The organism is Psychroserpens sp. (genome assembly GCF_045105015.1).
GTDB lineage: Bacteria > Bacteroidota > Bacteroidia > Flavobacteriales > Flavobacteriaceae > Psychroserpens.
Genome location: NZ_JBGCCX010000055.1, coordinates 1 through 26,072 on the forward strand (window position 1 = coordinate 1; position 26,072 = coordinate 26,072).

The 26,072-nt window shown below is 31.6% G+C and carries 23 protein-coding genes and 3 tRNA genes; 14 read left to right on the forward strand and 12 right to left on the reverse strand.

Features of this window, described 5'->3' with window-relative positions; translation table 11 throughout:
• Together AB8B90_RS04555 and AB8B90_RS04560 are read left to right on the forward strand one after the other, a co-directional pair.
• The coding region (locus AB8B90_RS04555) for a DNA gyrase C-terminal beta-propeller domain-containing protein (RefSeq protein ID WP_405334106.1) at window positions 1–795 on the forward strand (795 nt) is incomplete at its 5' end.
• Between the two features lie 22 nt (window positions 796–817).
• Entirely contained in the window at window positions 818–2,083 is a 1,266-nt protein-coding gene (locus AB8B90_RS04560) for a tetratricopeptide repeat protein (RefSeq protein WP_405334109.1), read from the forward strand.
• Window positions 2,084–2,133: 50 nt separating this feature from the next.
• Here AB8B90_RS04560 and AB8B90_RS04565 read toward each other — a convergent pair whose 3' ends face one another.
• Window positions 2,134–2,883: an NlpC/P60 family protein gene (locus AB8B90_RS04565; protein WP_405334111.1), complete on the reverse strand. Its 750-nt coding sequence runs from the start codon at window positions 2,881–2,883 to the stop codon at window positions 2,134–2,136.
• A gap of 9 nt (window positions 2,884–2,892) precedes the next feature.
• A complete protein-coding gene (locus AB8B90_RS04570) occupies window positions 2,893–4,071 on the reverse strand; it encodes an acetyl-CoA C-acyltransferase (protein WP_405334113.1) in 1,179 nt (392 codons plus the stop codon).
• A gap of 173 nt (window positions 4,072–4,244) precedes the next feature.
• On the opposite strand from AB8B90_RS04570, the gene AB8B90_RS04575 reads away from it, so the two are divergent.
• The 5 genes from AB8B90_RS04575 (at window position 4,245) to AB8B90_RS04595 (ending at window position 7,276) form a co-directional block, all read left to right on the forward strand.
• The gene (locus tag AB8B90_RS04575; protein ID WP_405334115.1) at window positions 4,245–6,287 is read left to right on the forward strand and encodes an HD family phosphohydrolase; all 2,043 of its coding nucleotides are present in this window, start codon (window positions 4,245–4,247) and stop codon (window positions 6,285–6,287) included.
• 93 nt (window positions 6,288–6,380) lie between these two features.
• Window positions 6,381–6,469, forward strand: a tRNA-Ser gene (locus AB8B90_RS04580).
• 34 nt (window positions 6,470–6,503) lie between these two features.
• Window positions 6,504–6,578: transfer RNA gene (locus AB8B90_RS04585), tRNA-Pro, on the forward strand.
• Window positions 6,579–6,593: 15 nt separating this feature from the next.
• Window positions 6,594–6,667 (forward strand) — tRNA-Arg (locus AB8B90_RS04590).
• A gap of 186 nt (window positions 6,668–6,853) precedes the next feature.
• The gene (locus AB8B90_RS04595) at window positions 6,854–7,276 is read left to right on the forward strand and encodes a hypothetical protein (protein WP_405334117.1); all 423 of its coding nucleotides are present in this window, start codon (window positions 6,854–6,856) and stop codon (window positions 7,274–7,276) included.
• On the opposite strand, the gene AB8B90_RS04600 is transcribed toward AB8B90_RS04595, so the two are convergent.
• The 7 genes from AB8B90_RS04600 to AB8B90_RS04630 are packed head-to-tail and all read right to left on the reverse strand — an operon-like array spanning window position 7,263 to window position 13,111.
• Window positions 7,263–8,450 carry a THUMP-like domain-containing protein gene (locus tag AB8B90_RS04600; protein ID WP_405334119.1) on the reverse strand — a complete coding sequence of 396 codons (1,188 nt, stop codon included), beginning with the start codon at window positions 8,448–8,450 and terminating at the stop codon, window positions 7,263–7,265. The two genes, AB8B90_RS04595 and AB8B90_RS04600, sit on opposite strands and share 14 nt — an antisense overlap.
• A 5-nt stretch (window positions 8,451–8,455) precedes the next feature.
• The gene (locus AB8B90_RS04605) at window positions 8,456–9,544 is read right to left on the reverse strand and encodes an AI-2E family transporter (protein WP_405334121.1); all 1,089 of its coding nucleotides are present in this window, start codon (window positions 9,542–9,544) and stop codon (window positions 8,456–8,458) included.
• A 20-nt stretch (window positions 9,545–9,564) separates the two neighbouring features.
• Window positions 9,565–10,065, reverse strand: a complete 501-nt coding sequence (locus tag AB8B90_RS04610) for a TrmH family RNA methyltransferase (RefSeq protein ID WP_405334123.1) — start codon at window positions 10,063–10,065, stop codon at window positions 9,565–9,567.
• Window position 10,066: 1 nt separating this feature from the next.
• On the reverse strand, window positions 10,067–10,276 hold the full coding sequence (locus AB8B90_RS04615) for a hypothetical protein (protein ID WP_405334125.1): 210 nt from the start codon (window positions 10,274–10,276) through the stop codon (window positions 10,067–10,069).
• 8 nt (window positions 10,277–10,284) lie between these two features.
• Complete coding sequence (locus AB8B90_RS04620; protein WP_405334127.1) at window positions 10,285–10,944, reverse strand: DUF4159 domain-containing protein; 660 nt, start codon at window positions 10,942–10,944, stop codon at window positions 10,285–10,287.
• 49 nt (window positions 10,945–10,993) lie between these two features.
• Window positions 10,994–12,112: a GTP cyclohydrolase gene (locus tag AB8B90_RS04625; RefSeq protein ID WP_405334128.1), complete on the reverse strand. Its 1,119-nt coding sequence runs from the start codon at window positions 12,110–12,112 to the stop codon at window positions 10,994–10,996.
• Between the two features lie 12 nt (window positions 12,113–12,124).
• Entirely contained in the window at window positions 12,125–13,111 is a 987-nt protein-coding gene (locus tag AB8B90_RS04630; protein ID WP_405334130.1) for a transporter, read from the reverse strand.
• Between the two features lie 102 nt (window positions 13,112–13,213).
• On the opposite strand from AB8B90_RS04630, the gene AB8B90_RS04635 reads away from it, so the two are divergent.
• From AB8B90_RS04635 to AB8B90_RS04655, 5 genes are read left to right on the forward strand one after another with little or no spacing between them, the layout of a single operon-like run.
• Window positions 13,214–13,495, forward strand: coding sequence for a DUF4834 family protein (locus tag AB8B90_RS04635; protein ID WP_405334132.1), 282 nt, complete (start codon window positions 13,214–13,216; stop codon window positions 13,493–13,495).
• A 29-nt stretch (window positions 13,496–13,524) separates the two neighbouring features.
• Window positions 13,525–15,966: a YfhO family protein gene (locus AB8B90_RS04640; protein WP_405334134.1), complete on the forward strand. Its 2,442-nt coding sequence runs from the start codon at window positions 13,525–13,527 to the stop codon at window positions 15,964–15,966.
• Between the two features lie 6 nt (window positions 15,967–15,972).
• Window positions 15,973–16,416 carry a hypothetical protein gene (locus tag AB8B90_RS04645; protein WP_405334136.1) on the forward strand — a complete coding sequence of 148 codons (444 nt, stop codon included), beginning with the start codon at window positions 15,973–15,975 and terminating at the stop codon, window positions 16,414–16,416.
• Window positions 16,417–16,418: 2 nt separating this feature from the next.
• The gene (locus AB8B90_RS04650) at window positions 16,419–17,708 is read left to right on the forward strand and encodes a glycosyltransferase family 4 protein (RefSeq protein ID WP_405334138.1); all 1,290 of its coding nucleotides are present in this window, start codon (window positions 16,419–16,421) and stop codon (window positions 17,706–17,708) included.
• A gap of 20 nt (window positions 17,709–17,728) precedes the next feature.
• The gene (locus tag AB8B90_RS04655) at window positions 17,729–19,186 is read left to right on the forward strand and encodes a polysaccharide biosynthesis C-terminal domain-containing protein (protein ID WP_405334140.1); all 1,458 of its coding nucleotides are present in this window, start codon (window positions 17,729–17,731) and stop codon (window positions 19,184–19,186) included.
• A 105-nt stretch (window positions 19,187–19,291) separates the two neighbouring features.
• On the opposite strand, the gene AB8B90_RS04660 is transcribed toward AB8B90_RS04655, so the two are convergent.
• Window positions 19,292–20,458 carry a hypothetical protein gene (locus tag AB8B90_RS04660; RefSeq protein WP_405334142.1) on the reverse strand — a complete coding sequence of 389 codons (1,167 nt, stop codon included), beginning with the start codon at window positions 20,456–20,458 and terminating at the stop codon, window positions 19,292–19,294.
• 170 nt (window positions 20,459–20,628) lie between these two features.
• Between AB8B90_RS04660 and AB8B90_RS04665 the strand changes: the two genes are divergently transcribed.
• Window positions 20,629–21,210, forward strand: a complete 582-nt coding sequence (locus tag AB8B90_RS04665; RefSeq protein ID WP_405334145.1) for an HD domain-containing protein — start codon at window positions 20,629–20,631, stop codon at window positions 21,208–21,210.
• A 66-nt stretch (window positions 21,211–21,276) separates the two neighbouring features.
• Here AB8B90_RS04665 and AB8B90_RS04670 read toward each other — a convergent pair whose 3' ends face one another.
• A complete protein-coding gene (locus AB8B90_RS04670; RefSeq protein ID WP_405334147.1) occupies window positions 21,277–21,951 on the reverse strand; it encodes a hypothetical protein in 675 nt (224 codons plus the stop codon).
• Window positions 21,952–22,135: 184 nt separating this feature from the next.
• Between AB8B90_RS04670 and AB8B90_RS04675 the strand changes: the two genes are divergently transcribed.
• Window positions 22,136–23,236 carry a DUF3667 domain-containing protein gene (locus AB8B90_RS04675; RefSeq protein ID WP_405334149.1) on the forward strand — a complete coding sequence of 367 codons (1,101 nt, stop codon included), beginning with the start codon at window positions 22,136–22,138 and terminating at the stop codon, window positions 23,234–23,236.
• On the opposite strand, the gene uvrA is transcribed toward AB8B90_RS04675, so the two are convergent.
• A complete protein-coding gene (uvrA, locus tag AB8B90_RS04680; RefSeq protein WP_405334151.1) occupies window positions 23,233–26,019 on the reverse strand; it encodes an excinuclease ABC subunit UvrA in 2,787 nt (928 codons plus the stop codon). The two genes, AB8B90_RS04675 and uvrA, sit on opposite strands and share 4 nt — an antisense overlap.
• Between the last annotated feature and the right edge of the window lie 53 nt (window positions 26,020–26,072).

Genomic DNA, 26,072 nt, shown 5'->3' on the forward strand with positions numbered 1-26,072 from the left:
GAACAAGATGATAAAGTGATGGCTTTTATCTGTACTCAAGATTTGAAAGATGAAGATTATATTAATAGTCATTATGTAATTATGGCTACTAAAAATGGTCAGGTTAAGAAAACATCTTTAGAACAATATTCTCGTCCGAGAACAAATGGTATCAATGCCATAACAATTAAAGAAGACGATGAATTACTGGAAGCAAAATTAACAACTGGTAATAGTCAAGTAATGTTAGCGCTTAGGTCTGGTAAAGCGATTCGATTTGAAGAAGCTAAGACAAGACCTATGGGTAGAAATGCTTCAGGAGTAAGAGGAATTAGATTAGCTCACGACAAAGATGAAGTTGTAGGAATGGTAACTGTTGAAAATCCACAAGAGGAATCAGTTCTAGTGGTTTCAGAAAAAGGGTACGGGAAACGTACGTATATTGATGATCCAGAAGATGGTGAAGCAGTTTACAGAATTACTAATAGAGGAGGGAAAGGAGTTAAAACCATTTCGATTACTGACAAAACTGGACATCTGGTTGCTATTAAAACAGTAACAGATGAAGACGACTTAATGATTATTAATAAATCAGGTATTGCTATCCGAATGGCAGTAAATGATTTAAGAGTCATGGGACGTGCAACTCAAGGAGTAAAATTAATTAACCTTAAAGGAAGTGACTCTATTGCAGCTGTTGCTAAGGTGATGAAGGATGACGAGGAAGAAGAGTTAGATGTGAATATGACTGACAATGAAGGCATTAGTGATGATGGCACAACTCTTGATAACAATGAAGAAAAACAAAACGATTAACATTAAACAAAACTAAGTAACAATGAAAAAACAAATAATAGTTGCTTTAGCACTTTTAGTAAGTACTATTTCATTTTCTCAGAAAGACGAACTTAAAGCTGCAGAAAAAGCAATTAAAAACAGTAATTTTGCTGATGCTAAATCAGCAATTCAATCTGCAGAATCTCTTATTGGTTCAGCAGATGATAAGACAAAAGCTAAATTTTATTTTTTAAAAGGTCAAGCACTCTATGCTAATGGTGCAGGTACTAATGAAGATACAGATGCTGCTATTGAAAGTTTCAATATGGTAAAAGATATTGAAACTAAAATGGGTAAAGTAAAGTATTCTTCTACTATAGCTGAATTGAAGAAGCAAATGCTTTCTAATTTTTTAACTAAAGCCCAAACAGCTTTAAAAGAAAAGCGTTACATGGCATCTTCAGCTGGATTTGAAAAAGCGTATCGTATGTCATCAACAGACACCTTGTATTTGTATTATGCAGCATCTACTGCAGTAACAGCTCAAGATTTTGATACATCTTTAAAATATTACGAGGAGCTTCGAGATTTAGGATATACAGGCATTGAAATGGGATACACTGCAACAAATAAAGAAACAGGTGAGTCTGAGCCTTTTGATAGCAAGTCTATTATGGATTTATCAGTTCGTGGTGGCACTCATATTGCTCCGAGATCTTTCAAAAAAGAATCAAAGTCTGGTGAGATTATAAAAAATATAGCACTCATTTATATCAATAAAGGAGAAGATGAAAAAGCTACAGCAGCAATTAAAGAAGCTAGAGCTGAAAATCCAGATGATGTTTCGCTTATTATTTCTGAAGCAAACATTGAATTAAAACTAGGAAACAATGATAAGTTTAAGAGTTTGATGGAAGAGGCTAAATTAAAAGATCCTAATAATGCAGTACTTCATTATAACATAGGCGTTATGACGATGAAAGAAGGTGAGTATATGACTGCTAGAGAATCTTTTAATAAAGCTTTAGAGTTAGACGGAACCATGCAAGATGCAGCACTTAATATCTCTACAACATATATAGAAGAAGGAAATAGTCTTGTTGAGGAAATGAACAGTTTGGGTACCTCTGATGCTGATTTTAATAGATATGACGAACTCAAAGAAAAAAAAGTTGAATTGTTTAAGAAAGGTGCAGATATTCTAATTGAATTTCTAAATGCTAATCCTAAAGTAAGTAATAGCGTTTTTCAACAATTAAATAATATTTATTTAGCAGTTGGAGAAACTGACAAAGCCAAGAAATATAAAGACATGATTAAAGAATAGTTTTAGTCACTTATCTTAAAAAAAAGCTACTCAATTTGAGTAGCTTTTTTTTATATAATTTTTTTTATTACTCTAAGTTTATGAGTGTGACTTTTTTTGTCAACGTTATAAATACCTGAATGGTCTAAGCGATCTATTCTTACCTTGCCATGAGCATGAATGATATAATTATTTTCCATAATGATACCAACATGAATAATCTGTCCTTCACTATTGTCAAAAAAGGCTAAATCTCCAGGTTCACTTTCTTCAATAAAACTTAGTGCTATTCCTTGTGTTGCTTGTTGAGATGCATCCCTTAGTAAACTATAACCATTCAGTTTGTATACCATTTGCGTAAAACCAGAACAATCAATACCAAAAGGTGTTTTTCCTCCCCAAAGATAAGGTGCATTTAAATACATAAAAGCTGTCTTTATCAGGTTTTGTTTTGGCTGTTTTACAGAGGTCTTATTTCCATCAAAGCTTTGCTTTAATAATTCTAATCCATTCAAAGAAGCTCCTAGTGGAATTGTAGATAATTGTTGATGTTCGTCTTCAATATATTCAACTAAATCACTTGAAAGTATGTGGTTTTCGTTTTTTATAGACTTATAATCGTCTTCTGTAATTTCTAAATATTGTTTATTATCAATCCAACCTTCATACTTATCGAATGCTAAACGAATTCTGCTCCAAGATTTACGTTGCTCTAAGACTTTGAAAATTTCACCATATAATACTTGTGAGACTAACTCACAAGTGTCACTGGGTTCAACTCTAAGAGGAACTATGCTTAAATTACAAATTCCGTATTGCATTCAAATAGATTAATTGCGTTCTAAAACTACTGCTGAAGCACCACCACCACCATTACAAATAGCTGCAGCACCAATTTTGGCATTGTTTTGATCAAGTACATTAAGAAGTGTAATTAAAATTCTTACACCAGAACAACCAAGAGGATGTCCTAATGATACTGCTCCACCATTAATGTTTACATTGCTGTCATCAAGTCCAAGGATTTTCATATTTGCAAGACCAACAACTGAAAAGGCTTCATTAAATTCAAAATAATCTACATCATCAATAGAAACACCAGCTTTGTCAAGAGCCTTAGGTAGAGCTTTTGCAGGAGCAGTTGTAAACCATTTTGGTTCATGTGCAGCATCTGCATAACTCTTTATAGTAGCTAGGGGTTTTAAACCTAGTTCATCTGCTTTTTCTCTACTCATTAATACCACTGCACCAGCACCATCATTTATTGTAGATGCGTTTGCGGCAGTTACCGTTCCGTCTTTTGTAAAAGCTGGACGTAATGCAGGTATCTTTTCCATTCTAACATTACTATATTCTTCATCTTTAGCAACAACTATAGCATCACCACGACGTTGTGGAACTTCTACAGGAACAACTTCATTGTCAAACTTTCCTGCTTCCCAAGCTGCAGCTGAACGGTTATAAGACTGAATAGCAAATGCGTCTTGATCTTCACGAGAGAAATTATATTCTGTTGCACAAGCGTCAGCACAAACTCCCATGGCGTTTTTATCATAAGCATCAACTAATCCATCTTTTTGCATACCATCTTCCATAGTAGCTGGACCAAATTTGGTCGCACTTCTTGCATGATAATAATGCGGAATAAGACTCATGTTTTCCATTCCACCAGCAACAATAATATCTGCATCACCTAACGCAATCGATTGGGTAGCTTGCATCACAGCTTTCATCCCTGAAGCGCAAACTTTATTTATTGTTGTACAAGGAACAGTATCAGGTATGCCAGCATAAATTGCAGCTTGTCTAGCTGGAGCTTGACCAGTACCAGCCTGAACAACATTGCCCATTAATACTTCTTGTATCATTTCTGGTTTTAAGTTTATTTTATCTAAAGCACCTCTTATAGCAGTAGCTCCAAGCTTTGGTGCTGGAACTGTTGAAAGGGCTCCAAGAAAACTTCCTATAGGAGTTCTTGCTGCTGAAACAATTACGACGTCTTTACTCATTTCTATACCTTTTGAATTATTTGATGTAAAATTAATCAATTTTAATAGATTTTTTGCTATCAAATTAATAACATCAAAAGTTTAATCTATTATATTTTATTACTTTTGAATGAATACAAACACATGCAAATATTCAATTACATGATGGTATTTGTAACTCCTTAATACACAATATGGAAGACTTAATTAATAAATGGTATAAAAATCATTCGCTTTTATATAAAGTGCTTTTATTTTTGAGTACTACCATTTTAATTGTGTACCTATTTCCCAAAAGTGGAAAGTTTAAATATAACTTTGATAAAGGAAAACCTTGGCAATCTGAAAATTTATACGCGCCTTTCGATTTTGCTATCAAAAAGTCTTTAGATGAAATTCAAAATGAAGAGAAAGCCATAAAGGAAATAAGTCCTATTTATTTTGATATTGATACAAAAGTTCAGACTGAAGTGTTAACAAATTATAAGATTCAGTTTGAAGAAACATTTTCGGATACAATTCCAAAAAAGAAAGTGTTGTTTAGAGTAGGTAAATCGGCTCTTGAAACATTATATGAATTTGGTGTACTTGACGAAAATTATAAGTATTTAGATGATAAGACTATAATTTTAGTTGAAAATCAAAAACAAATCGCCACAACTAATTATGGTCAGCTCACAGAGATTGACGAATTTCGAACAATTCTCGAAGATGCTCTTACTTACAATGAGTTAAGTGCTTATGAGACTACCTTTATTTCATTGTTTTTTGATATTGTTTCTTCAAATATTTCTTTAAATAACTCACTTACCGAAAATGCCCTACAAGAGGAATTAAATAGTATTTCTGAAGTCAGAGGTAGCATTGAAAAGGAAACTTTAATTATTTCCAAAGGAGAAATAGTTGAAGGCAATAAATATGATGTATTGAAATCATTAGAGGCCGAATATGAATCTCAAGTTTGGAATGCTTCTAATTATAATTTAGTGATATTCGCTTATGCCTTATTAGTAGCGCTAGCGCTCTTAATGTTGTTACTTTTTTTACGAAAGTATAGAATTGATGTGTTTTTAGATAACACCAAAGTAACCTTTATTTTCTTCAATATTTTATTGATGATTTTATTGACAACTTTAATTATTAATTATAATTCTAAACAAGTTTATGTGATTCCATTGTGTATTTTACCCTTGGTTTTAAAGGCTTTTTTTGATGCTAGACTCGGTTTGTTTGCTCATGTACTTACAGTATTGCTACTAGGGTTTATAGTGCCAAATAGTTATGAGTATATGTTCCTTCAAATTATTGCTGGAATAGTTACGATACTAACGGTTTCTGAATTATATAAAAGAGCAAATCTATTTATTTCTGTTGGTCAAATTACATTAATTTATATCATTGCTTATTTTGCTTTTTTTGTAATTCACGAAGGAAATATTACAAACCTTAAGTTAGAAACTTTCGGACTTTTTATTTTGTGTGGATTGGCAACACTCTTTGTTCAACCGTTGATTTACATATATGAAAAACTGTTTGGTTTAGTTTCTGATGTGTCGCTATTAGAACTTTCGGACACTAATACGAAACTCTTGAAAGAATTATCTAATAAAGCTCCAGGCACTTTTCATCATTCATTAAATGTAGCAAACTTAGCTGAAGCTTCAGCTAATGAAATTGGAGCAAATGCTATGCTAGTTAGAGTTGGGGCTCTATATCATGATATTGGTAAGATGAAGTCTCCTACATATTTTACAGAAAACCAAGCTACAGGTATTAATCCTCATGATGAATTATCTTCTAAAGAAAGTGCAAAAATAATCATAGATCATGTTATAGATGGTATAGAAATTGCCAAAAAGAACAATTTGCCAGATCGTGTGATTGATTTCATTAGAACTCATCATGGTACAAGTATGGTGTATTATTTTTATATGAAGGAAAAGGAACTTGGAGATGGCGTTAATGAAGACGATTTCAGGTATCCTGGACCAAGACCTTACAGTAAAGAAACGGCTATACTTATGATGTGTGATAGTGTAGAGGCAGCTTCTAAAAGTTTAAAAGAGCCTTCATCAACTAAAATTGATAAGTTTGTTGAATCGATAATAGCAAAGCAAATGGATGATGGACAATTTTTAAATGCAAATATTACATTTAAAGAAATACAATCTATTAAGAAAGTACTTAAAACCAAGTTAGCCAACATATTCCATCTTAGAATAGAATACCCAGAATAAATTTTTGATAAAAAACTTAAAAAAATAGTTGCGTTCTTTGTAATGATAAGTTACATTTGCATCCGCAATTTATTGCAAAGTTCATATACAAAAGGAGAGGTGCCTGAGTGGCCGAAAGGAGCGGTTTGCTAAATCGTCGTACCTAGAAATAGGTACCCAGGGTTCGAATCCCTGTCTCTCCGCTAATTTCATTAGAAATTTATTTAAGATAACCATCGGAGTGTAGCGTAGCCCGGTTATCGCGCCGCGTTTGGGACGCGGAGGTCGCAGGTTCGAATCCTGCCACTCCGACAAAATTAGAGTTAAGGGCTCTTAGCTCAGCTGGATAGAGCACCTCCCTTCTAAGGAGGCGGTCGAAGGTTCGAATCCTTCAGGGCTCACAAAAAGACTTAACATTATTGTTAAGTCTTTTTTGTTTTTGATAATATCAGGTGTATGTGCTAATGATGAATTATGTAACCAGCTGCGCTTTGTCGAACAAAAAATACATTTTATCGATGATTTCTTTTGTTTATGTCTTTTTTTAATCTACATTTGCATTATAATTTTCATTAAACCCCAAACCAATGAAAAACCTACTTAAGACAATTGCTTTTGCAATTGTAATGTCTACATGTTATAACTGTACAGTTGATTCAGCTGATACAGTACAAAACAATGAATTATTATCTCAAGAAGTAACGAATTCTGACGCACCTGCTATTCAATGTGCTAATCAAGATCCAAAGGCTATTCTGACTAATAATAGTTTAGTGCCAGCAAATCTTGAAGTATTTGATCAATTCGGACTTTTAATGACACATGCTTACGGAGTTCCTGCAGGAGATGTTTCTTCAGATTTAACTTTTCCTGATGGTATGACTACATTTGTTGTTAGTACTTCAACTTCTACGAAAGAAATAAAAATCGATATGGGAAACTGTATGATTTATGAAGTTGAAATTGATATGAACAATCAGTTAGATACAGACGTACCTAATCAACTTTAGAACAAAAGACAACAATTTTTTCATCTGTAAGATTCGTAGTAAAGAAAAGGTAATTTTGGCCTCCTTCTTTAATGCCAGTTTTATTTCGAATTTGTTGTACTGTTTCAGGAAAGTTTCTAACTGTAATATTTGCCTTTTTAAGTGACTCTTTTTTTATGAGTTTCTTATTGTAACGGATGACTTTGTCTATTTTAAATCGTCTTCCTGGGAATGTTATAAGTTGTTTAGAGGTGTATAAATGGCTGTTGCTATGTAATTTGTCGACTCTTAGTTTTGAGGATACAAGTTTAAAGGCACCAGCTTTATATATGGCTACATTTGGTTCATATAAGTAGGAAAGAGGTTTGCTAAAGGTTGGTTTAGATTCTTGCTCTTCATTAAGATCAAAAGTAAATTTATTTTTTTCTTTAAAGTTTTGATTCAGATTTATAGCATGAATATTGACAACATCATCATATCTTTTTTTTAAAATCCACAATAACTCTTTTACTTCATTTTTTACAGAAATAATGTGTATTGATTCTACGTGTTTTAATTCTTTTAATCCAATTGAAATATCTAAAAGAGGAGCTGTTTTTATCATGATCTGATCTGTTTTAGAAAATAATAAATCTAGATTATCAGGGACGTTAGGCAAACAATCTTGAAGAAAAAATACTTTACCTTTTTCGTCATGTCGTCGTGATGGATCTATATATATCCAATCAAAAATATCAGTGCTAAATTTCAAATACTCAATTCCGTTGGTATGGATGGTATCAATATTATGTGTCTCCAATAATTCTGAGTTATGGGCCACTATTTGTGAAAGTTCGCTATTAATTTCACAATGTATCACCTTTGAGAATCGTTTTGAAAAATAATGACAATCAATACCAAATCCGCCTGTTATATCTATTATCTGATTTCCAGAAATCAATTCAGACTTATACTCAGCTGTAATTTCAGAAGATGTTTGCTCAATATTTACTTTGTTAGGGAAATAAATACCTTTTGTATTAAACCATGTGGGTAGTTTACTTTTACTTTTTCGTTTGGCTTCAATTTGTTCTACTAGAGCTTTTGAGTTGACATTATTAATGCATTTGCCTTGGAGTAATAATTTTGTTATATCATCATTCAAATGCAACTTAATATATGCTTGAACCTCTTTATGTATGATATTTACATTCAAAGAAATTAAATATCTTTAGTTAGACTTTTAACAACTTTATTTTCTGAAAGAAACTCTTTCAGAATCACCTTAATTGCAGTATAAGTAGGAACAGCTACAATCATTCCTATGATTCCGAATAATAATCCTGCGATAATGATGACTAAAAATATTTCAAGTGGATGGGACTTTACACTTTTTGAAAATATAAATGGCTGACTGAAAAAATTATCAACCAATTGAGCAATAATAAAACCGATCATCACATAAGTTGTTTTAGGTAAAATGACTTCACTAAAGTTTTCACCTAAGTTGCTTGACATGGTCAAAACGATCATTAGAATACCACTCACTAATGGTCCTACGTAAGGAATAAGATTTAGTAAAGCACACAAAAAAGCAATAACGATAGCGTTATCTATTCCAAAGATTAGAAGAACAATAGTATAAATAACAAAGAGAATTAAAATTTGAAAAATTAATCCAACAAAATATCTTGAAAGCAGATCTTTTATTTTTTCAGAAGAATTCTTCCAACGAGATTCTTTAGAATCAGGAATAAAAGTAATGATGCCATTTTCAAAGAGTCGACTGTCTTTTAAAAAGAAAAATGAAATAAATAAAACTGAAAATAAACCGATAAGAGATTCTCCTAAGCCACCTATGAACGAATTTAAAAAGTTTGGAATAATTGAATAGTCTAGTTTTGAGAGCAATCCAGAATCTTTAATAGATTGCTCTACATCAACTTTTCTTAAATCAAAATAAGTTGTGATTTCTGAGTAAAGGCTTTCAGCATTTTGTTGCAATTCATTTATATCAAGAAGTGATAAATTTTGACCTTGTTCTACCACCAAAGGGATGAATAGTCTAATCAAACCAAGCAGTAAACCTATAAATAGGAACATTGTAACAATAACTGCAATTGTATTATTGAATTTCAATCTTTTTCTCAAAAACAAGACAATTGGTCGCCCAACAAGTGAAATTACAGCAGCAATAGCAATATAAATTATGACAGATTGAATCTTATATAAAAAGAATAACACAAGGCTAATTCCAATTAATATGGCAAAAGCTCGTAGGATGCCGTTGGCTATAATTTTTGAATTCATGATTTAAAGATATAAAACTCTTACAAGAATTGCTTTGTAATTTCATATAAAGCAACAGAAGTTGCCTGAACAACATTCATACTACTATTTTGACCAAACATTTCTAGATGAATAATAACATCTGATACATCTAATATCATTTCAGATACACCAAAATTTTCATCCCCAATAATAAGTGCAATTGGTTTCGTTTTTGAAAACTTAAATTTATGTATTGGTTGGCTTACATCTGTTATTTCTAGTGAAATTATTTGATAGCCTTTATTTTTTAGTTCTGTTATAACTTCTGAAGCGTTATCATTAATCTCAAAGTTTACATATTTTTCAGTAGCTCTAGATGTTTTTGTCATTTTTCTTCCTAGAGGGATAGTGTCTCCACATAAAATGAGTTTTTCTACACCAAAAGCATCGGCTGTTCTAAACAAGCTACCCACATTTGGTGCGTTTGTGACGTTTTCACAAATCAAAGTAATAGGAAATGTGCGTTTTGAAAATTTTGAAGCGTAGTGGTCGAGTTGCATTTTATAAATGGAATGTTTTTCCACATTCATAAGTCATATGCATTGGAATTCCGATAAAAAAACATGAAAATCCGCTTGTATTTGAATAGTTGTGGAAATTTGAAAAACCAGTGGAATGTGAATGTGCGTTAATCTCAGGTAAAGATTGAAAAGTAAAAAAAACTGTGATTAATACAGCTAAAAATTTAGTAATGGATTTTTGCTTTTTCATTAGATAACTTAGTTTTCAAAAGCATATTTGATAATGTTAGCTCCCATTTGTAATGCTTTTTCTCTTACACTTGGTGGATCGTTATGTACTTCAGGATCTTCCCAGCCGTCTCCTAAATCACTTTCAAAAGTAAAAAGCAATACCAATCTGCTTTCATGAAATATGCCAAGAGCTTGAGGTCGTTTTCCATCATGTTCATGTATTTTAGGTAAACCATCAGTAAAAGGATATGCTATATTAAAGATTTTGTGTGAAGCTGGTAATTCGATAAGTTCTTGATTTGGAAACACTTTTTTCAATTCCTTTTTGATATAAGGTTCCATTCCGTAGTTATCATCAATATGAAGAAAACCTCCAGAGATTAAATAATTTCTAAGATTTTCAGCATCGTTGTCACTAAAAAAAACATTGCCATGACCAGTCATATGCAACATAGGAAACTGGAAAATATCAATACTACCAATATCAACTGTTTCTGGATTTGGATTTATTTTGGTATTAATATTTGCGTTACAGTAATTAATTAGATTGGGCAAAGCAGTAGGATTACTATACCAATCACCTCCACCTTTATATTTGACTACTGCCAAATCTTGTGCATTGCTACTAAAATGAGAAAATCCTATTAGAAATAGTGTAAGATATAATGTTCTGGTGAGTATTGACATATTTCAAAAGTATTAAATTGCAACTATCAATGTGTCTTTTTAACTTAAATTAAAGATTTTTTCTAAACGTTTTTCTACGTCTAAAGACGGTTGGATTAAAATGCTTCCAAATTTTTTGAATTGCTTCATTGTCCTCTAATTCTGGAGTTCTATAGCAGTTTTTAATACCTTTTTCAGTAAATATCTCGTAATATTCGTTAAATATTACAGCATGAACACCTTTATTCTGATAATCAGGATGAATTCCTATAAGGTAAAAAATGGCATCCTTGCTATTCTTTTTTGCTTTTAAAATATGCCTGAAACCGAAAGGAAATAATCTGCCGCTAGCTTTTTGTAATGCTTTAGCAAATGAAGGCATAACGATAGCAAAACCAATGAGCTCGTCGTTTTTATCAACAACAAATTTGATGTATTCAGGATTAATAAAGCTGATGAATTTCTTCTTGAAATATTCTTTTTGGATATCAGTAATCTTTACAAATGAAGAAAGCGAAGCGTAACTTTCATTAAATAAATCAAACATCTTATCTGCATAAGGCATGACTTCTTCAGTCTTAGTAAATTTTAACGCTTTTAATTTGTAACGGCGTTTAATTAACTCTTGAGCTTTTGCAAAAAATTCTGGTTTTACATTTTCAAACGGAAATACACTTTCTACATACGATTTTTCAGGTTTGTAATTCAAAGCTTCGTAGTGCTTTACATAATAAGGATGGTTATACCATGTGACCATAGGAGCAATGCCATCAAATCCTTCAGTAACAATACCAACCTTATCTAAATTAGAAAAACCTACAGGTCCTTCGGTATACTCTAAATTATTTTCTCTTCCTATGTTTTCGACCTCATTTAATAACGCTTTAGAAACGTCTAAATCATCAATAAAATCAAACCAACCAAAGCGCATTTTCTTTTGGTTTTGTCCATCTACTTCAAGCCAGTTTATAATAGCTGCAACTCGCCCTACAATGGCATTATCTTTATAAGCAAGAAAAAAACGTGCTTCTGCATCTTGAAAAATTGGATTCTTTTTTTTGTCAAAGGTTTGTAGCTCCTGACTAATAATAGGAGGCACCCAGTTTTTTGAACCTTTGTATAGTTTGAAAGGGAATTTTACAAATTGTTTTAATTCGCTTTTAGAATAAATTTCTTTAACCGTAATCATAGATAATTTTTCTTAAAGGCTTCCGTCGTCGTCAAAATCAACATCATCATTTTTCTTTTTTTTCTTCTTTTTCTTTTTTGGCTTTCGCTTATCAGCATCTTTTTTTGAATTTCCGTTATCAATTTCTTTGTCTTTATGGAAATCTAAACGATATGAAAGTCCGAAATTTACACTAAAAACTGATGGTGTGTCTTTTGTATTTAAAGTCAAGGCAGTATCAAGTTGAAAGTCTTTACTCCACAAATAAGCGCCACCAAAGCGAAATAAATTATCAGCATAATATTCACTATCAATCCCTTGTGTTTCCGCAAAAATCACCCATTGTGGATTGAAAGAGTGAGTAAGGGTTAATATATATTGAAATTCTGAAAAATCAGTACCAATCCTATCTTTTATTAAATTCATAATAAATACCCAGCCACCAGAAAAGTTATTTTGAGTGGCAATCATTACTTTAGGACTAAAGCCTTCAATCTCAGGAGGCAAATAAGAATTATCTTTTGAATCAAAATTTGCTCCAGCATATACTGCTACAGCAGGAATTAAAGATTTCCATTTAAATGTCTTATTAGCGTGATAGCTGTATAAATTAGGTTTCTCTTCTCCAGCATTTTTATAGGGATCGTAAACTAGGTATTTTGCTCCAATAGCAAAGCTTTTGAAATTTGAACGTTTATCTTCAAATGCTACAAGACCTCTATTATCGGTTCTGGTATCGTTTTGGTAAATCCCTTCAATATTGATTTCTAACTCTTCGAACAACAGTCCATAACGTGCAGCAAAATCAACTCCAAAACCTGAAACTTCATAGTTTAGAGGTGTGTGTGTTTCTTTAACTATATATGGTCCAACTTCTAACTGCGCTACATTTGTTCCTACTGAAAAAGCACTTCTAGAAACTCCTGGTCTGTTAGAATTAATAACTTCTGTGTATTGTGCAAAAATAAATTGGCTATAAAAAACAAGAAGAAATGTCAGGAATGCTTTAAGAAAATTCATAGGCTTTTGATTTAATTCAAATATAGAGATTTTATATTTTTTTTAAGTATATATAACTGTTTTTAAATACATATAATTATATATTTGTGTAAATATCTTTTCATGTTACAAACAGCATCATTTGTTGGGTTTTTTAGAACGATTTTAATCATTCTATTAATATATTATGGAATCAAGATTCTGTCGAGACTTTTTGCGCCTTATCTTATGCGTTATATGTCTAAAAAGATGGAACAAAAATTTGGGGAACAGTTCCAACAGCAACAACAATGCCAAAATCCAAGTCAAAAGGAAGGTGAAACGGTAATAGATAAAGTTCCTCAACGGCAGAAAACTTCAGATAAAAATGTTGGTGAGTACGTAGATTACGAAGAAATTGAGTAAATTTCGACTTCATTGATTAATTAGAATTCATGCCATTATCTTTAAAAAAATGCCTACCACACCTATTTATATTAATTGGTTTTGTGGTAGTTTCTCTAGCATATTTTAGTCCGGTTTTAAAAGGAAAACAAATTTTTCAAAGCGATATCAAGCATTATATTGGTATGGCACAACAGCAGAAAGATTTTAAAGTCAAAACAGGTGAAGAAACTTATTGGACAAACAGTGCTTTTGGAGGTATGCCTACCTATCAGTTAGGTGCTAAATATCCACATAATTATATTAAGAAATTAGACTTGTCGCTTCGTTTTTTACCAAGGCCAGCAGATTATTTATTTGTCTATTTTTTAGGTTTTTATATACTGTTACTTTCATTAAAAGTTGAATATCGATTATCTGGAGTTGGAGCCTTAGCATTTGGCTTTTCAACTTATCTTATAATCATACTTGGTGTTGGTCATAATAGTAAAGCACATGCAATTGCATATATGCCTTTAGTATTGAGTGGAATTGTACTCGCATTCCGAGAAAAATATATTATTGGTTTCTTATTAACCACTGTAGCATTAGGTCTTGAGATTTGTGCAAATCATTTCCAAATGACGTATTACCTTATGTTATTGGTTATCATATTAGGTGTCGCTTATCTTATCGATGCTTACAGGAAAAAGATGCTAACTCATTTCTTCAAAACAGTTGGATTATTATCTATAGCAGCAATCCTTGCGGTAGCTTTAAATGCCACAAATGTCATGGCTACTCAAGAGTATGTGAAAGAGAGTACACGTGGTCAAAGTGAGCTAACTATAAATCCTGATGGGTCATCAAAAGTTATTACTTCTGGCTTGAGTAAAGATTATATCACTGAATACAGTTACGGACTTTTAGAAACGTTTAACTTATATATACCCAGATTCTTAGGAGGAGGTAGTGGAGAAGATGTTGGTAAAGATTCTGCATCGTATAAATTTTATTCAAATATTGGAGCTAGTCCAATCGAGGCTCTAAACGAAACAAAAAACACACCTACATATTGGGGAGAACAAACCATAGTTGAGGCTCCTGCTTATGTTGGTGCAGTAATTTTATTTTTGTTTGTTTTTGCATTATTCATGGTAAAAGGCAGATTAAAATGGTGGCTTGTTGGTGGAAGCGTTTTTTCACTTATTTTATCTTATGGTGATAGTGAACCTTTTGCGTTTATAACCAATTTCTTTATTGATTATGTGCCACTTTACAACAAATTTAGAGCAGTAAGCTCAATACAAGTGATATTAGAATTATGTATTCCTGTACTTGCAATTTTTGGATTATCGCGTCTATTTAATCAATATGTAAAGGATGAAGATAAAATGAAGGCATTGAAATTCTCAGCAATTATAACAGGAGGATTAGCTTTGGCGTTTTTAGTATTCAAAGGCGCATTTGATTTTGTTGGTGCTAACGATGGCTACTATAGACAAGCCTATGGTCAGTATGGTGAAGCTTTTGTAGATGCTTTGCGAGAAGATCGAAAAACTTTTTTTACTCAAGACACTTTACGGACACTTAGTTTAGTGTTACTGTCTGCTGGAACAATATTTATGTTCTTAAGAAAAAAGATTTCAGAGAATATCGTTGTAGTCCTATTTGCAGCCTTGATCTTATTTGATTTAGTTGGTGTTGATAGACGCTATGTAAACAATGATAATTTTGTATCTGCTATTAAAGTTAATAAACCTTACCAGGCTAATGCAGCCGATAAAGAAATTCTTCAGGATAAAGATCATTTTAGAGTTTTAGATATATCTTCTGAAGGCAGTAGAGCACCAGCTAAAGCTGCTTATTTTCATAATTCATTAAATGGATATCATGCAGCTAAATTGAAACGTTTTGATGAATTGTATGATTTTCATATCGCAAGAAATAACATGAATGTGTTGAATATGCTCAATACTAAATATATTATTGCTGAAGAACAAGGACAAGTGTTTCCTTACGTTAATGAGGATGCAAATGGGAATGCTTGGTTCGTAAGAACCTTAGAAAAAGTGAATTCTGCTAATGAAGAAATAAAGTTATTAGATAGTCTAAATACAAGTATTAAAGCAATTACAACTTCAGAAAGATTATCAACGCAACAATACTTAGTTGATTCAACATCTAGGATTACTTTAGAAAATTACAAGCCGAATCACTTAACATACAAGTCTTCAAACGTTAATGAAGGATTTGCTGTGTTTTCTGAAATGTATTATGGAAACGGATGGAAAGCAACAATTGATGGACAAGAAGGCGTTATAGAGCGTGTGAACTATGTGTTACGTGGCTTAAAGTTACCACCAGGAGAACATCAGATTGAATTTAAATTTGAACCTAAAGTGGTTAAAAAGGGCAGCACAATTGCTTTAGCCAGTTCAATATTGTTTGGTTTATTACTTATTGGAGGACTTTATTTTGAGTTTAAAAATAATGACGAAAGTAGTAATTAAAACAAAATGACACTTTCAGAAGTATATTTTTTTATGTTAATTATCATGTATGTGATTTTTAGCTTTTTGATTCTATTATTCTCTGAGGACTTAAAAAATGAAACAGTTTTTAAGAGGTTTTTGAAGATTACTTTTTTTGTTGGATGGATAGGTGTGATGTTTGAGTTATTAAATTGGAATTATCTATGTAGTTATCAATGTTCCCTTTTAACGTTCTCTCCTTTTATTACTTTGCTTCTGATAAAAGGGATTACCATTTTTTTTAAACATATTTTTAAAAAAGAACCTTATCATTTACATAGAAAAGACACACTTGATGGGATTTGGGTTAAAAATAAATGGGATTCACAAAATCAATATTATCATACATGTTATTCTATTAGTATTTCAGTTATACCGATGATGGCTATTGTTGTTGCGTATAGTGAAATTAAAGCAAGTTTTTGTTAGTTATGAAAAAGAAGATACTCATTATCACTTACTATTGGCCACCAGCTGGAGGTCCAGGAGTACAGCGATGGTTAAAATTTGTAAAATATCTTCCGGAATTTGATGTAGAACCTATTGTGTATTGTCCTGAAAATCCGAATTATCCTATAATAGATGAAAGTTTAATTAGTGAAGTTTCAGATGCCATGACCATTATAAAGCAACCTATAAGTGAGCCTTATCGTTTTGCTAATATATTGTCTAAAAGAAATGCTAAACAAATTAGTTCAGGTGTTATTCCAAAACAGAAAAAACAAACATTTATTCAAAAATTACTTCTTTATGTTCGTGGTAATTTCTTTATCCCTGACGCTCGAAAAAATTGGGTAAAACCTTCAGTATCTTTTCTTTCAAATTATATCCTAAAACAAAAGATAGATACCATTATTACTACTGGTCCACCTCATAGTTTGCATCTAATCGGACTTCAATTAAAGCAAAAGCATAATATCAAATGGCTTGCTGATTTTAGAGATCTTTGGACAACAATTGGTTATCATAAAAAATTAAAGTTAAGTAATTCTTCTGCAGAAAAACATAAAATGTTAGAAACAGAAGTGCTTCAGTCAGCAGACCAAATTATTGTAACTAGTGCTAACACTAAAAAAGAATTTACTTCAAAAACAAATCAGCCTATCTCAGTAATTACTAATGGTTATGATAATCATAAGATTAAACGACCTAAGAAAGATGCTTTGTTTACAATGGCACATATTGGGTCTTTACTTTCAGAAAGAAATCCAATACAATTATGGGAGGCTTTAGGTGAATTAATTAATGAAAATGAATTATTCTCTGAAGAATTTCGGTTGCAATTAATTGGAGTCGTTAGTGATGATGTAATTAAAGCACTTCAACAATTCGGACTTTCTAACCATGTAAATACATTAGGTTATGTGTCACATAAAGAAGCTATTGAAGCGCAAATGAGTTCGCAATTGTTGTTACTTATTGAAATTGATTCTGAAGATACCAAAGTTATTATTCCTGGAAAACTGTTTGAGTATATGGTGTCTGGAACTCCAATAATAGCTCTTGGTCCAGAAGACTCTGATGTAGAAACTATTTTAAAATCAACAAATACTGGTCGCTATTTTTACTACAATCAAAAGCAAGCTATCAAATCACAGATTTTATCGTATTTTGAAGCATATAAATCAGATGTATTAACTGTAAATGCATTAGGTTTAAAACAATATAGTAGAAAAGAACTAACAAAATCACTTGCAGATTTAGTGAAACATAAGCTTTAAAAGTTTAGAATTTTAAATTTATGGGAATCGTTATTAACCAGTCTTTTAAAAACACAATTACCACTTATCTTGGGTTTGGACTTGGTGCTATTAACACCTTATTTCTTTACACAGAATTTATGAGTGATACTTACTATGGCTTGGTCGCTTATATATTGTCTACTGCAAATATTATGATGCCTTTAATGGCATTTGGTGTTCACAATACAATTATTAAATTTTATTCAACATTTAAAACAAAAAACTCTCTTAATAGTTTTATGACTTTAATGTTGTTTTTGCCTTTAGCCTTGACGATTCCAATTGGTTTTATAGGTTATATTGGATATGAAACTATTGCTGGTTGGCTCACTCAAAAAAACAGTATTGTTGGTAACTACCTCTGGTACATCTTTATAACTGCTTTAGCAATGGCTTACTTTGAAGTGTTTTTTGCTTGGGTTAAAGTGCAAATGAAAACTGTATTTGGAAATTTTATGAAAGAGGTGTTTCATAGAGTAGGTGTAATGATTTTGTTATTCGCTTTGTATTTTAGTTGGATTACTGTAGAGCAATTTCTTGTTGGTTTGGTAGGTGTTTATGTATTAAGGATGTTTCTAATGTTGATTAATGCTTTTTATGTCAGGCTTCCTGTATTTAGATTTTACAGGATTGATAAAATAAGTTCAATATTGAAATATTCAAGTTTAATTATTATTGCTGGATCTATTGCGACTATGATTTTAGACATTGATAAGTTTATGCTTAATAATTATATTGAAATTGAGAAAGTTGCTTATTATAGTGTAGCGGTATTTATAGCGATGGTAATCGCTGTACCTCAACGTGCTATGCATCAAATTATGATGCCATTAACGGCTAAATTTATCAATGATAATAATAGAGAAGAACTTCATGATTTATACGAACGTAGCTCGCTAACACTGTATATTATTAGTGGTTTTATCTTTCTTTTAATTGTTTTAAATATTAATCAATTGTACCATATTATTCCTGAGGAGTTTTCTGGAGGAATAACCGTTGTTTTTTTGATTAGTATTGCTAAGCTTTATGATAATCTATTAGGAAATAATAATGCTATTTTATTTAATAGCGATTACTATAGAATGGTTCTTGTGTTTGGAGTAGTTCTGGCAATTAGCGCAGTTCTGCTCAATATGGTTTTAATTCCTTTGTATGGAATAGATGGCTCTGCATTAGCAACATTAATTGCGGTGTTATTGTATAATACAATTAAGATTTTTTTTGTAAAAGCAAAGTTTAATATGTTACCATTTACAAAACAAACTTTTAAGATTTCTATTCTGCTTATACTTTGTGTAATTGCTTTTTATTTCTGGGAATTTCCGTTTAATGCTTACCTAAATATTGTATTAAAATCTATAGTAATTGGAGTAGTATATGCATTTTTTATATTCAGGCTAAACGTTTCAGATGACATTAATGAAATGTTTAAAAAATATTTCAAACTTAAATAATTCAGTATATCAATAGTCTAAAATGGGAAAATCCCATAAGGTGCTTTAAGGCATACTCTTACGGGACGTTCCACTAACCAACCAAAAGTTTATAATCTTTCGAACTTATCGAGTTCTTTTACTTCTTGAAGCTGAACGATTTTGAGTTGTTCTCGAACTTGCTTTTTTAGCTTTACTTGTTCTTGAGCTTCTATTGTTATTAGATATACGAGTGTTAGAGGTTTTTGGTTTTCTAACAGACGTATTATTTCTAATTGTTCTAGTGTTTGTTTTATTATTAGACACAGAAGTATTGTTTCTGGTCACATTTTTTCTAGAATTTGTTGCTCTAGTACTATTTCGACTTGTATTATTAGTGCTTCTGATGTTTGAATTACTTCTTGTTGTAACAGCCCTGTCGTTAGTTCTTGAAGAATTTGACGCTCCTCTAATATTAGAATTTCGTGTCGTATTTGTTCTAGATGTTAAAGCTCTATCGTTACTTCTATTAGTATTATTTCTAATACTTGAACTCGTAGTATTATTCCTTGAAGCCGTAGCTCTTGTATTTGATCTTGAAGAGGTGTTGCCTCTTGTAACTGCTTCTTGACGATATCTTGTATTTATGCTATTTCCTCTTCTTCCTGTTGTAGCAACCGTGTTACGACGACTATTAACTCTTACAGGTTGTCTGTAATTGTCTCTGTAAGGTCTATAGTATGTGTGTCTAATTGGTGTATAATACTGTCTGTAAGGTCTAGCATACACAACACAAAAATTTACAGGAGGAATTACATAATAGTTGTGCCATGGTCTATATACATAAGCTCTATTATATATATTTATAAAGCCTGTATAATGTGAAAAATTTCTGTGGTTATTATAGTGTACAAATAAGCCACCTACACGTGCGATACGACCCCAACTATTGTAATTAATATTAACGTTACCTACCTGTGTCACACGTCCATAATAATCATAGAATACAGGTGTGTTCTCTATCTGAACAATAGCGCCAAAGTCGTCGTATTGTACATAAGGATTGTAATTATAACCAGAGTTAAAGCTTATTGAAACTCCTGGAGCATTTACTCCAACACTTACTTCTGGACCATAATTCTGCATATAGAAATCAAATTGACCATCAGGAAAGATTGAAAATTCAATACCATTCTCAACAAAAATGAAAGAATTGCCATAACCTCTAACAAAGTTGTTTGATATGTTGTTGGTTGCGAAAACTGAAGTCCCTCCAAGGAACAAAACAGTCATAAGTAAAATTAATTTTTTCATAATTGTAAAGGATTTATAGTTACATTTATTGTAAATCAATTAGCATGCCAAAAACAATTCATATGTCTTAAACGGTTGATATTGAGTTTTTTGTATTTAAATGAATAGAATCGATTTGTAGATCAAGTTATTCAGAAAAAGACTTATCTTTCAAAGCATTATAATTATAAATGAAACTTAGTTTTAATCGTATAAAAAAGCATGTCATAATTTTTCTTGAGGAAGGACTTTCGCCTCAGTTATATTATCATGGTATTCCTCATACTTTGTATGTAATTAAAAAAGCTCAGCACATTGCTCTAAAAGAAAAGGTATCAGCAAAAGAAATAGAACTTCTTAAAATTGCTGCACTATATCATGATGTAGGATTTGTTAAAACCCGTGAAGGTCATGAAGAGGAAAGTTGTAAAATTGCAGCAAAAGACCTAAAATCTTTTGGTTATTCTCAAGTTGATATAGATATTATTTGTGAAGTAATAATGGCTACCAAAGTACCTCAAAACCCAACAAATCATCTTGGAGAAATTTTAGCTGATGCAGATTTAGAATATCTAGCAACAAAGCATTTTGATTCTGTAAGTGATTTACTTTATAAAGAACTAAAATACTTCAATCCAAAGCTCACAAAAGATAAATGGAATGAACTACAAATTGATTTTATTGGCAAGCATAATTATCACACTAAGTATTGTAAACATTACAAAGCGTTTAGAAAAAATAAAAATCTTCAGAAATTAAAATCTAATATGTAAAAACCCCAAAGGCTTGGGGAAGCACTTTGGGATTATATAAGTTCATGTTAGTATCGGGATGAACTCTTAACCTTTTATTTTTTTACTCTTTTTAATTTCTCCATTTTTTCTGTAATAGTAAAAATCTTCGTCGTAGTGATCTATGTCATTAAAGTCAATATCATTAGATTCAGTATATCCAGTGTTAATACTGCAATTTAAGTTTGCATTAAAATGATTTACAATACCTGAAATATGAACAATTTCTCCCCAACGATTGTAATTTACTCTCAAACCACCAACTTGTTTTAATAGACCATTTCCTCGTTGGTAACTCATATAAACTGATCCTGCACGTTTAATTCGTCCTTCCCTGTCATAGTTAATAAATACATTTCCGATTCGTCGTACTTGTCCATTATTGTCATGTGTAATAATAACGCCTCGTGGTCTAGGAGTAGAGTAGTGTGTTCTGTTCACCGTTCCTGGAGCTCCATAAGTTCTATTAACAGAAGTACGTCTAGTGTTTCTTCTATAATATACAGTTGACGTATTGTTTGCAATTTCTGTGTTGAAATCAAAACTTCCATCTGGGAAAATTAAAAATTCTACGCCTCGTTCAATAAACACAATAGGTTCAGCAAATCGATAACGTGTATTATTAAAATCTTCCCCATTCGAAACAGCATATCCTGCTGTTGTACCTGATGCTGATGTTAGTCCTAGTAACATCGTTGCAATAAAAAGTAATTGCTTTTTCATAATTATAGGTTTTTAGATTTTATCTTAGTTTCCAACTCATTTGGAAACTTTTTGATATACCTAGATTAAACCAATATACGTGCCAAAAGTTTAAATAATTGATTTTCAGTGTTTAAACAAGAAGGAGTCATTAATCTGTAAAACTTTTTTTTTATTACATTTATAATACTAACTAATAGTTTAAATGACAGATCAATCACTAATTACAGGAAACGATCCTACACCTTGTCAAAATTGTGATACAATTTTGGAAGAATCATTTGAGTTTTGTCCGTACTGTGGACAGAAAACTAATGATGAATTAACAATTGGTGTATTGTTTTATAATACAATTAGTAATTATTTTTCATTTGATGCACGTTTCTTGAAAAGCTTCGTGCCTTTGATGTTTAGGCCAGGATATCTAGCTCAGAAGTTTCTTCAAGGAAAGCGTCTTTTGTATTTGCATCCTGCTCAAATGTATTTGTTTATATCTGTGATATTCTTTTTTATAATTTCCTTCAGTACGAGAGAATGGGTTAAAGAAGCAGACGAAATCAATAAAAAAGTGATTAATTCTGAATTTGTTGATAAAAACTTAGACCCCATTCAAAAGCAAGCTTTAGACTCCATTCAGATTGAAAATATAATGAAACCTCTTAAAAAGAATCAAAAGATAATTGGACTTAAAGATTCTGATTTAAAAATTGCAGATTCTATAATAAAATTTGAATCATCAAAACCTGGTAATGTGAAGTCATCATGGGGTTTTAATAAAGAGAAAGTTGATTCGCTAGTTGCCGCAGGTGTTGATAAAGAAATTATTTATAAAGAAATGGGTATGTCGGAAAACCCTAGTTTTTTTGAGAAACGATTGTATAAAAGGTGGTTGGCTTTTGTAGAAGGTGAAGGTGCTGGATCTATGGTTCAAGCATTTTTTGATAGTATTCCAATATCAATGTTTTTCTTGTTGCCTCTATTTGCTTTCATTCTAAAAATATTCTATAATAATAAGGGTAGGTATGTGTATCACCTTGTCTTCAGTTTTTATTTCTTTTCGTTTCTATTTACAGTGTTTAGCATTCTTTTCGGAATTAATTACCTATTCGACTCAATTCCATTTTGGGTAAATTTACTAGCAGTGATGTCAACTTATTTTTATTTTTTAATTGCTTTAATTAAATTTTACAGACAACATTGGTTTTTAACTTGGATTAAAAGCGGTGTAATAACATTCGTGTTTTTACTATTTGTAATTCCTACAGCCTTTGGAGTATTAGCTGCATTCTCTTTTTTCGCTACTTAGTTTAGTTTTTCTTTTAAGAATTCGCCAGTTATAGATAATTTGTTTTTAGCAATGTCCTCTGGAGTACCTTGAGCAATTAATTGTCCGCCTCGTTCTCCACCTTCTGGACCTAAGTCAATAATAAAGTCTGCACATTTAATGAGGTCTATATTATGCTCAATAACTATAATAGAGTGTCCTTTTCTAATTAAAGCTTGAAAAGAGGTTAGTAGTTTTTTTATATCATGAAAATGTAAACCTGTAGTAGGTTCATCAAAAATGAATAAAGCATTATCACTTTTTGAACCTTTGCCTAGGAACGATGCTAATTTGATTCTTTGTGCTTCACCACCAGAAAGAGTAGAAGAACTCTGACCAAGAGTTACATAACCTAAGCCAACATCTTGAAGCGGTTGAAGTTTATTTTGAATTTTAGTTTCATTGTGTTCTGTAAAAAAAGAAATAGCGTCATCAATAGTAAGGTTAAGAATGTCATCAATTGATTTACCATTAAAATTAACTTCTAGTACTTCTTTTTTAAAGCGTTTTCCGTTACAGGTTTCACAAGTTAAATGAACATCAGCCATAAATTGCATTTCAATTGTCACTTGACCTTCACCTTTGCAAGTCTCGCAGCGTCCACCATCAACATTAAAGCTAAAGTGTTTCGCTTGATAATTTCTGATTTTACTCAACTTTTGTTTAGCATACAAGGCTCTAATATCATCATAAGCCTTAATGTAAGTAACAGGATTTGAACGAGATGATCTTCCAATTGGGTTTTGGTCTACAAATTCTATATGTTTTATGTTGCTGAAATTTCCACTGATTTCAGTAAACTGACCAGGTTTATCACCAAAATCTGTAAGTTTCTTTTGTAGCGCTGGAAATAAAATTTTCTTCACCAAAGTACTTTTTCCACTTCCAGAGACTCCAGTTATTACCGTTAACATTTCTAAAGGAAACGTAACATCAATGTTTTGAAGGTTGTGTTCTCTAGCACCTACAATATCTACATGATACTTTGAAGTTCTACGTGTTTTTGGGACTTCAATTTCTAAATCTCCATTTAAGTAATTTGCTGTTAAAGATGTGGAATTTAAAATATCATTGAAGGTTCCAGTAGCTACAACTTCACCACCAAAAGTACCAGCCTCTGGACCAATGTCTATGATTTCATCAGCAGCTTGCATGATATCTTCATCATGTTCAACAACAATTACTGTATTTCCTAAATCACGTAACGCTTTAAGGACCTTAATTAATTTCTGAGTATCTTTAGGATGAAGACCAATACTTGGCTCATCGAGTATGTACATCGAACCAACTAAACTACTTCCTAAAGAAGTTGCTAGATTTATACGTTGGCTTTCTCCTCCAGAAAGTGTATTCGATTTTCTATTTAGCGTGAGGTAATCTAATCCTACATTAGTTAAGAAAGATAGTCTATTTTTAATTTCTTTCAATAAACGATTTGCAATGGTAGTATCGTGATCATTTAATTCTAATTGATTAAAGAAGTTCACGAGTTTGTCAAGAGGCATTTCTACTAAATCTGTAATGGTTGTATTGGCAATTTTTACATAATTAGCCTCTTCTCGAAGTCGTTTTCCACTGCACACACTGCATTTTGTCTTTCCTCTGTAACGCGACAACATTACTCTATTCTGAATTTTATATGCTTTAGATTCTAACTCAGAGAAGAAAGAATTTAATCCTTCAAAATGCTCATTTCCATCCCAAACCAATTGTTTTTGTTTAGGAGTTAATTCGAAATACGGTTTGTGTATTGGAAAATCAAACTTATGTGAATTATTAACCAATTGATCTCTATACCAACTCATACTTTCACCTCGCCAAGGAAAAACAGCATTGTCATACACAGATAGACCTGTATTTGGTATAACTAAATCTTTATCAATGCCAATAACATCGCCATAACCTTCGCATTTCGGGCAAGCACCATAAGGATTATTGAAACTAAATAAATGTACGTTTGGTTCTAAAAAAACCATGTTATCTAATTCAAATTTATTATTGAATTCAACGCGTTTTTTATCTGAAAGTGATTCGATAACACAGGTTCCTTTGCCTTCAAAAAAAGCTGTTTCAATGGCGTCAGCCAAACGATTATAAAAATCATCTTCATGCTTTACAACAATACGATCAACAACTAAAAAAATATTTTTGGTTAATTTCTGTTCTACTGCATCATCAATTCTTAAAACAGTTTCTTTATGTTGAACTCTTGCATAACCTTGCTGTTTTAAGACCTTTAATTTGTCTTCCATCGTTCTACTTTCTTCAAGAAGGATAGGTGATAGTAGCAATAGTTTTTCACGATCACCAAAAGATTTTACTAAATCAAGTACATCTTTAGTGCGGTGTTTTTTTACAAGATTACCAGAAACAGGAGAATAGGTTTTACCAATTCTGGCGAATAATAATTTTAGATAATCATATATCTCAGTAGATGTGCCAACAGTTGATCTTGGATTAGTTGAATTAACTTTTTGTTCTATAGCAATTGCTGGAGCGATACCTTTAATGAAATCAACTTTAGGCTTGTTAAGTCGACCTAAAAATTGTCTGGCATAACTTGAAAGGCTTTCTACATATCGTCTCTGTCCTTCTGCATATAAGGTGTCAAATGCTAAACTAGACTTTCCAGAACCTGACAAACCTGTGATGACCACAAGCTTTTGTCTAGGTATAACAACATCAATATTTTTTAGGTTGTGCAATTTCGCTCCCTTAATTATAATGTTATTTTTAGGATTAACGTCTAAAATGTTAGTATTCATAGGACTTTGAAGAAATTAAGATGTGCAAAGATACTATAAGTATTTCATCAAAT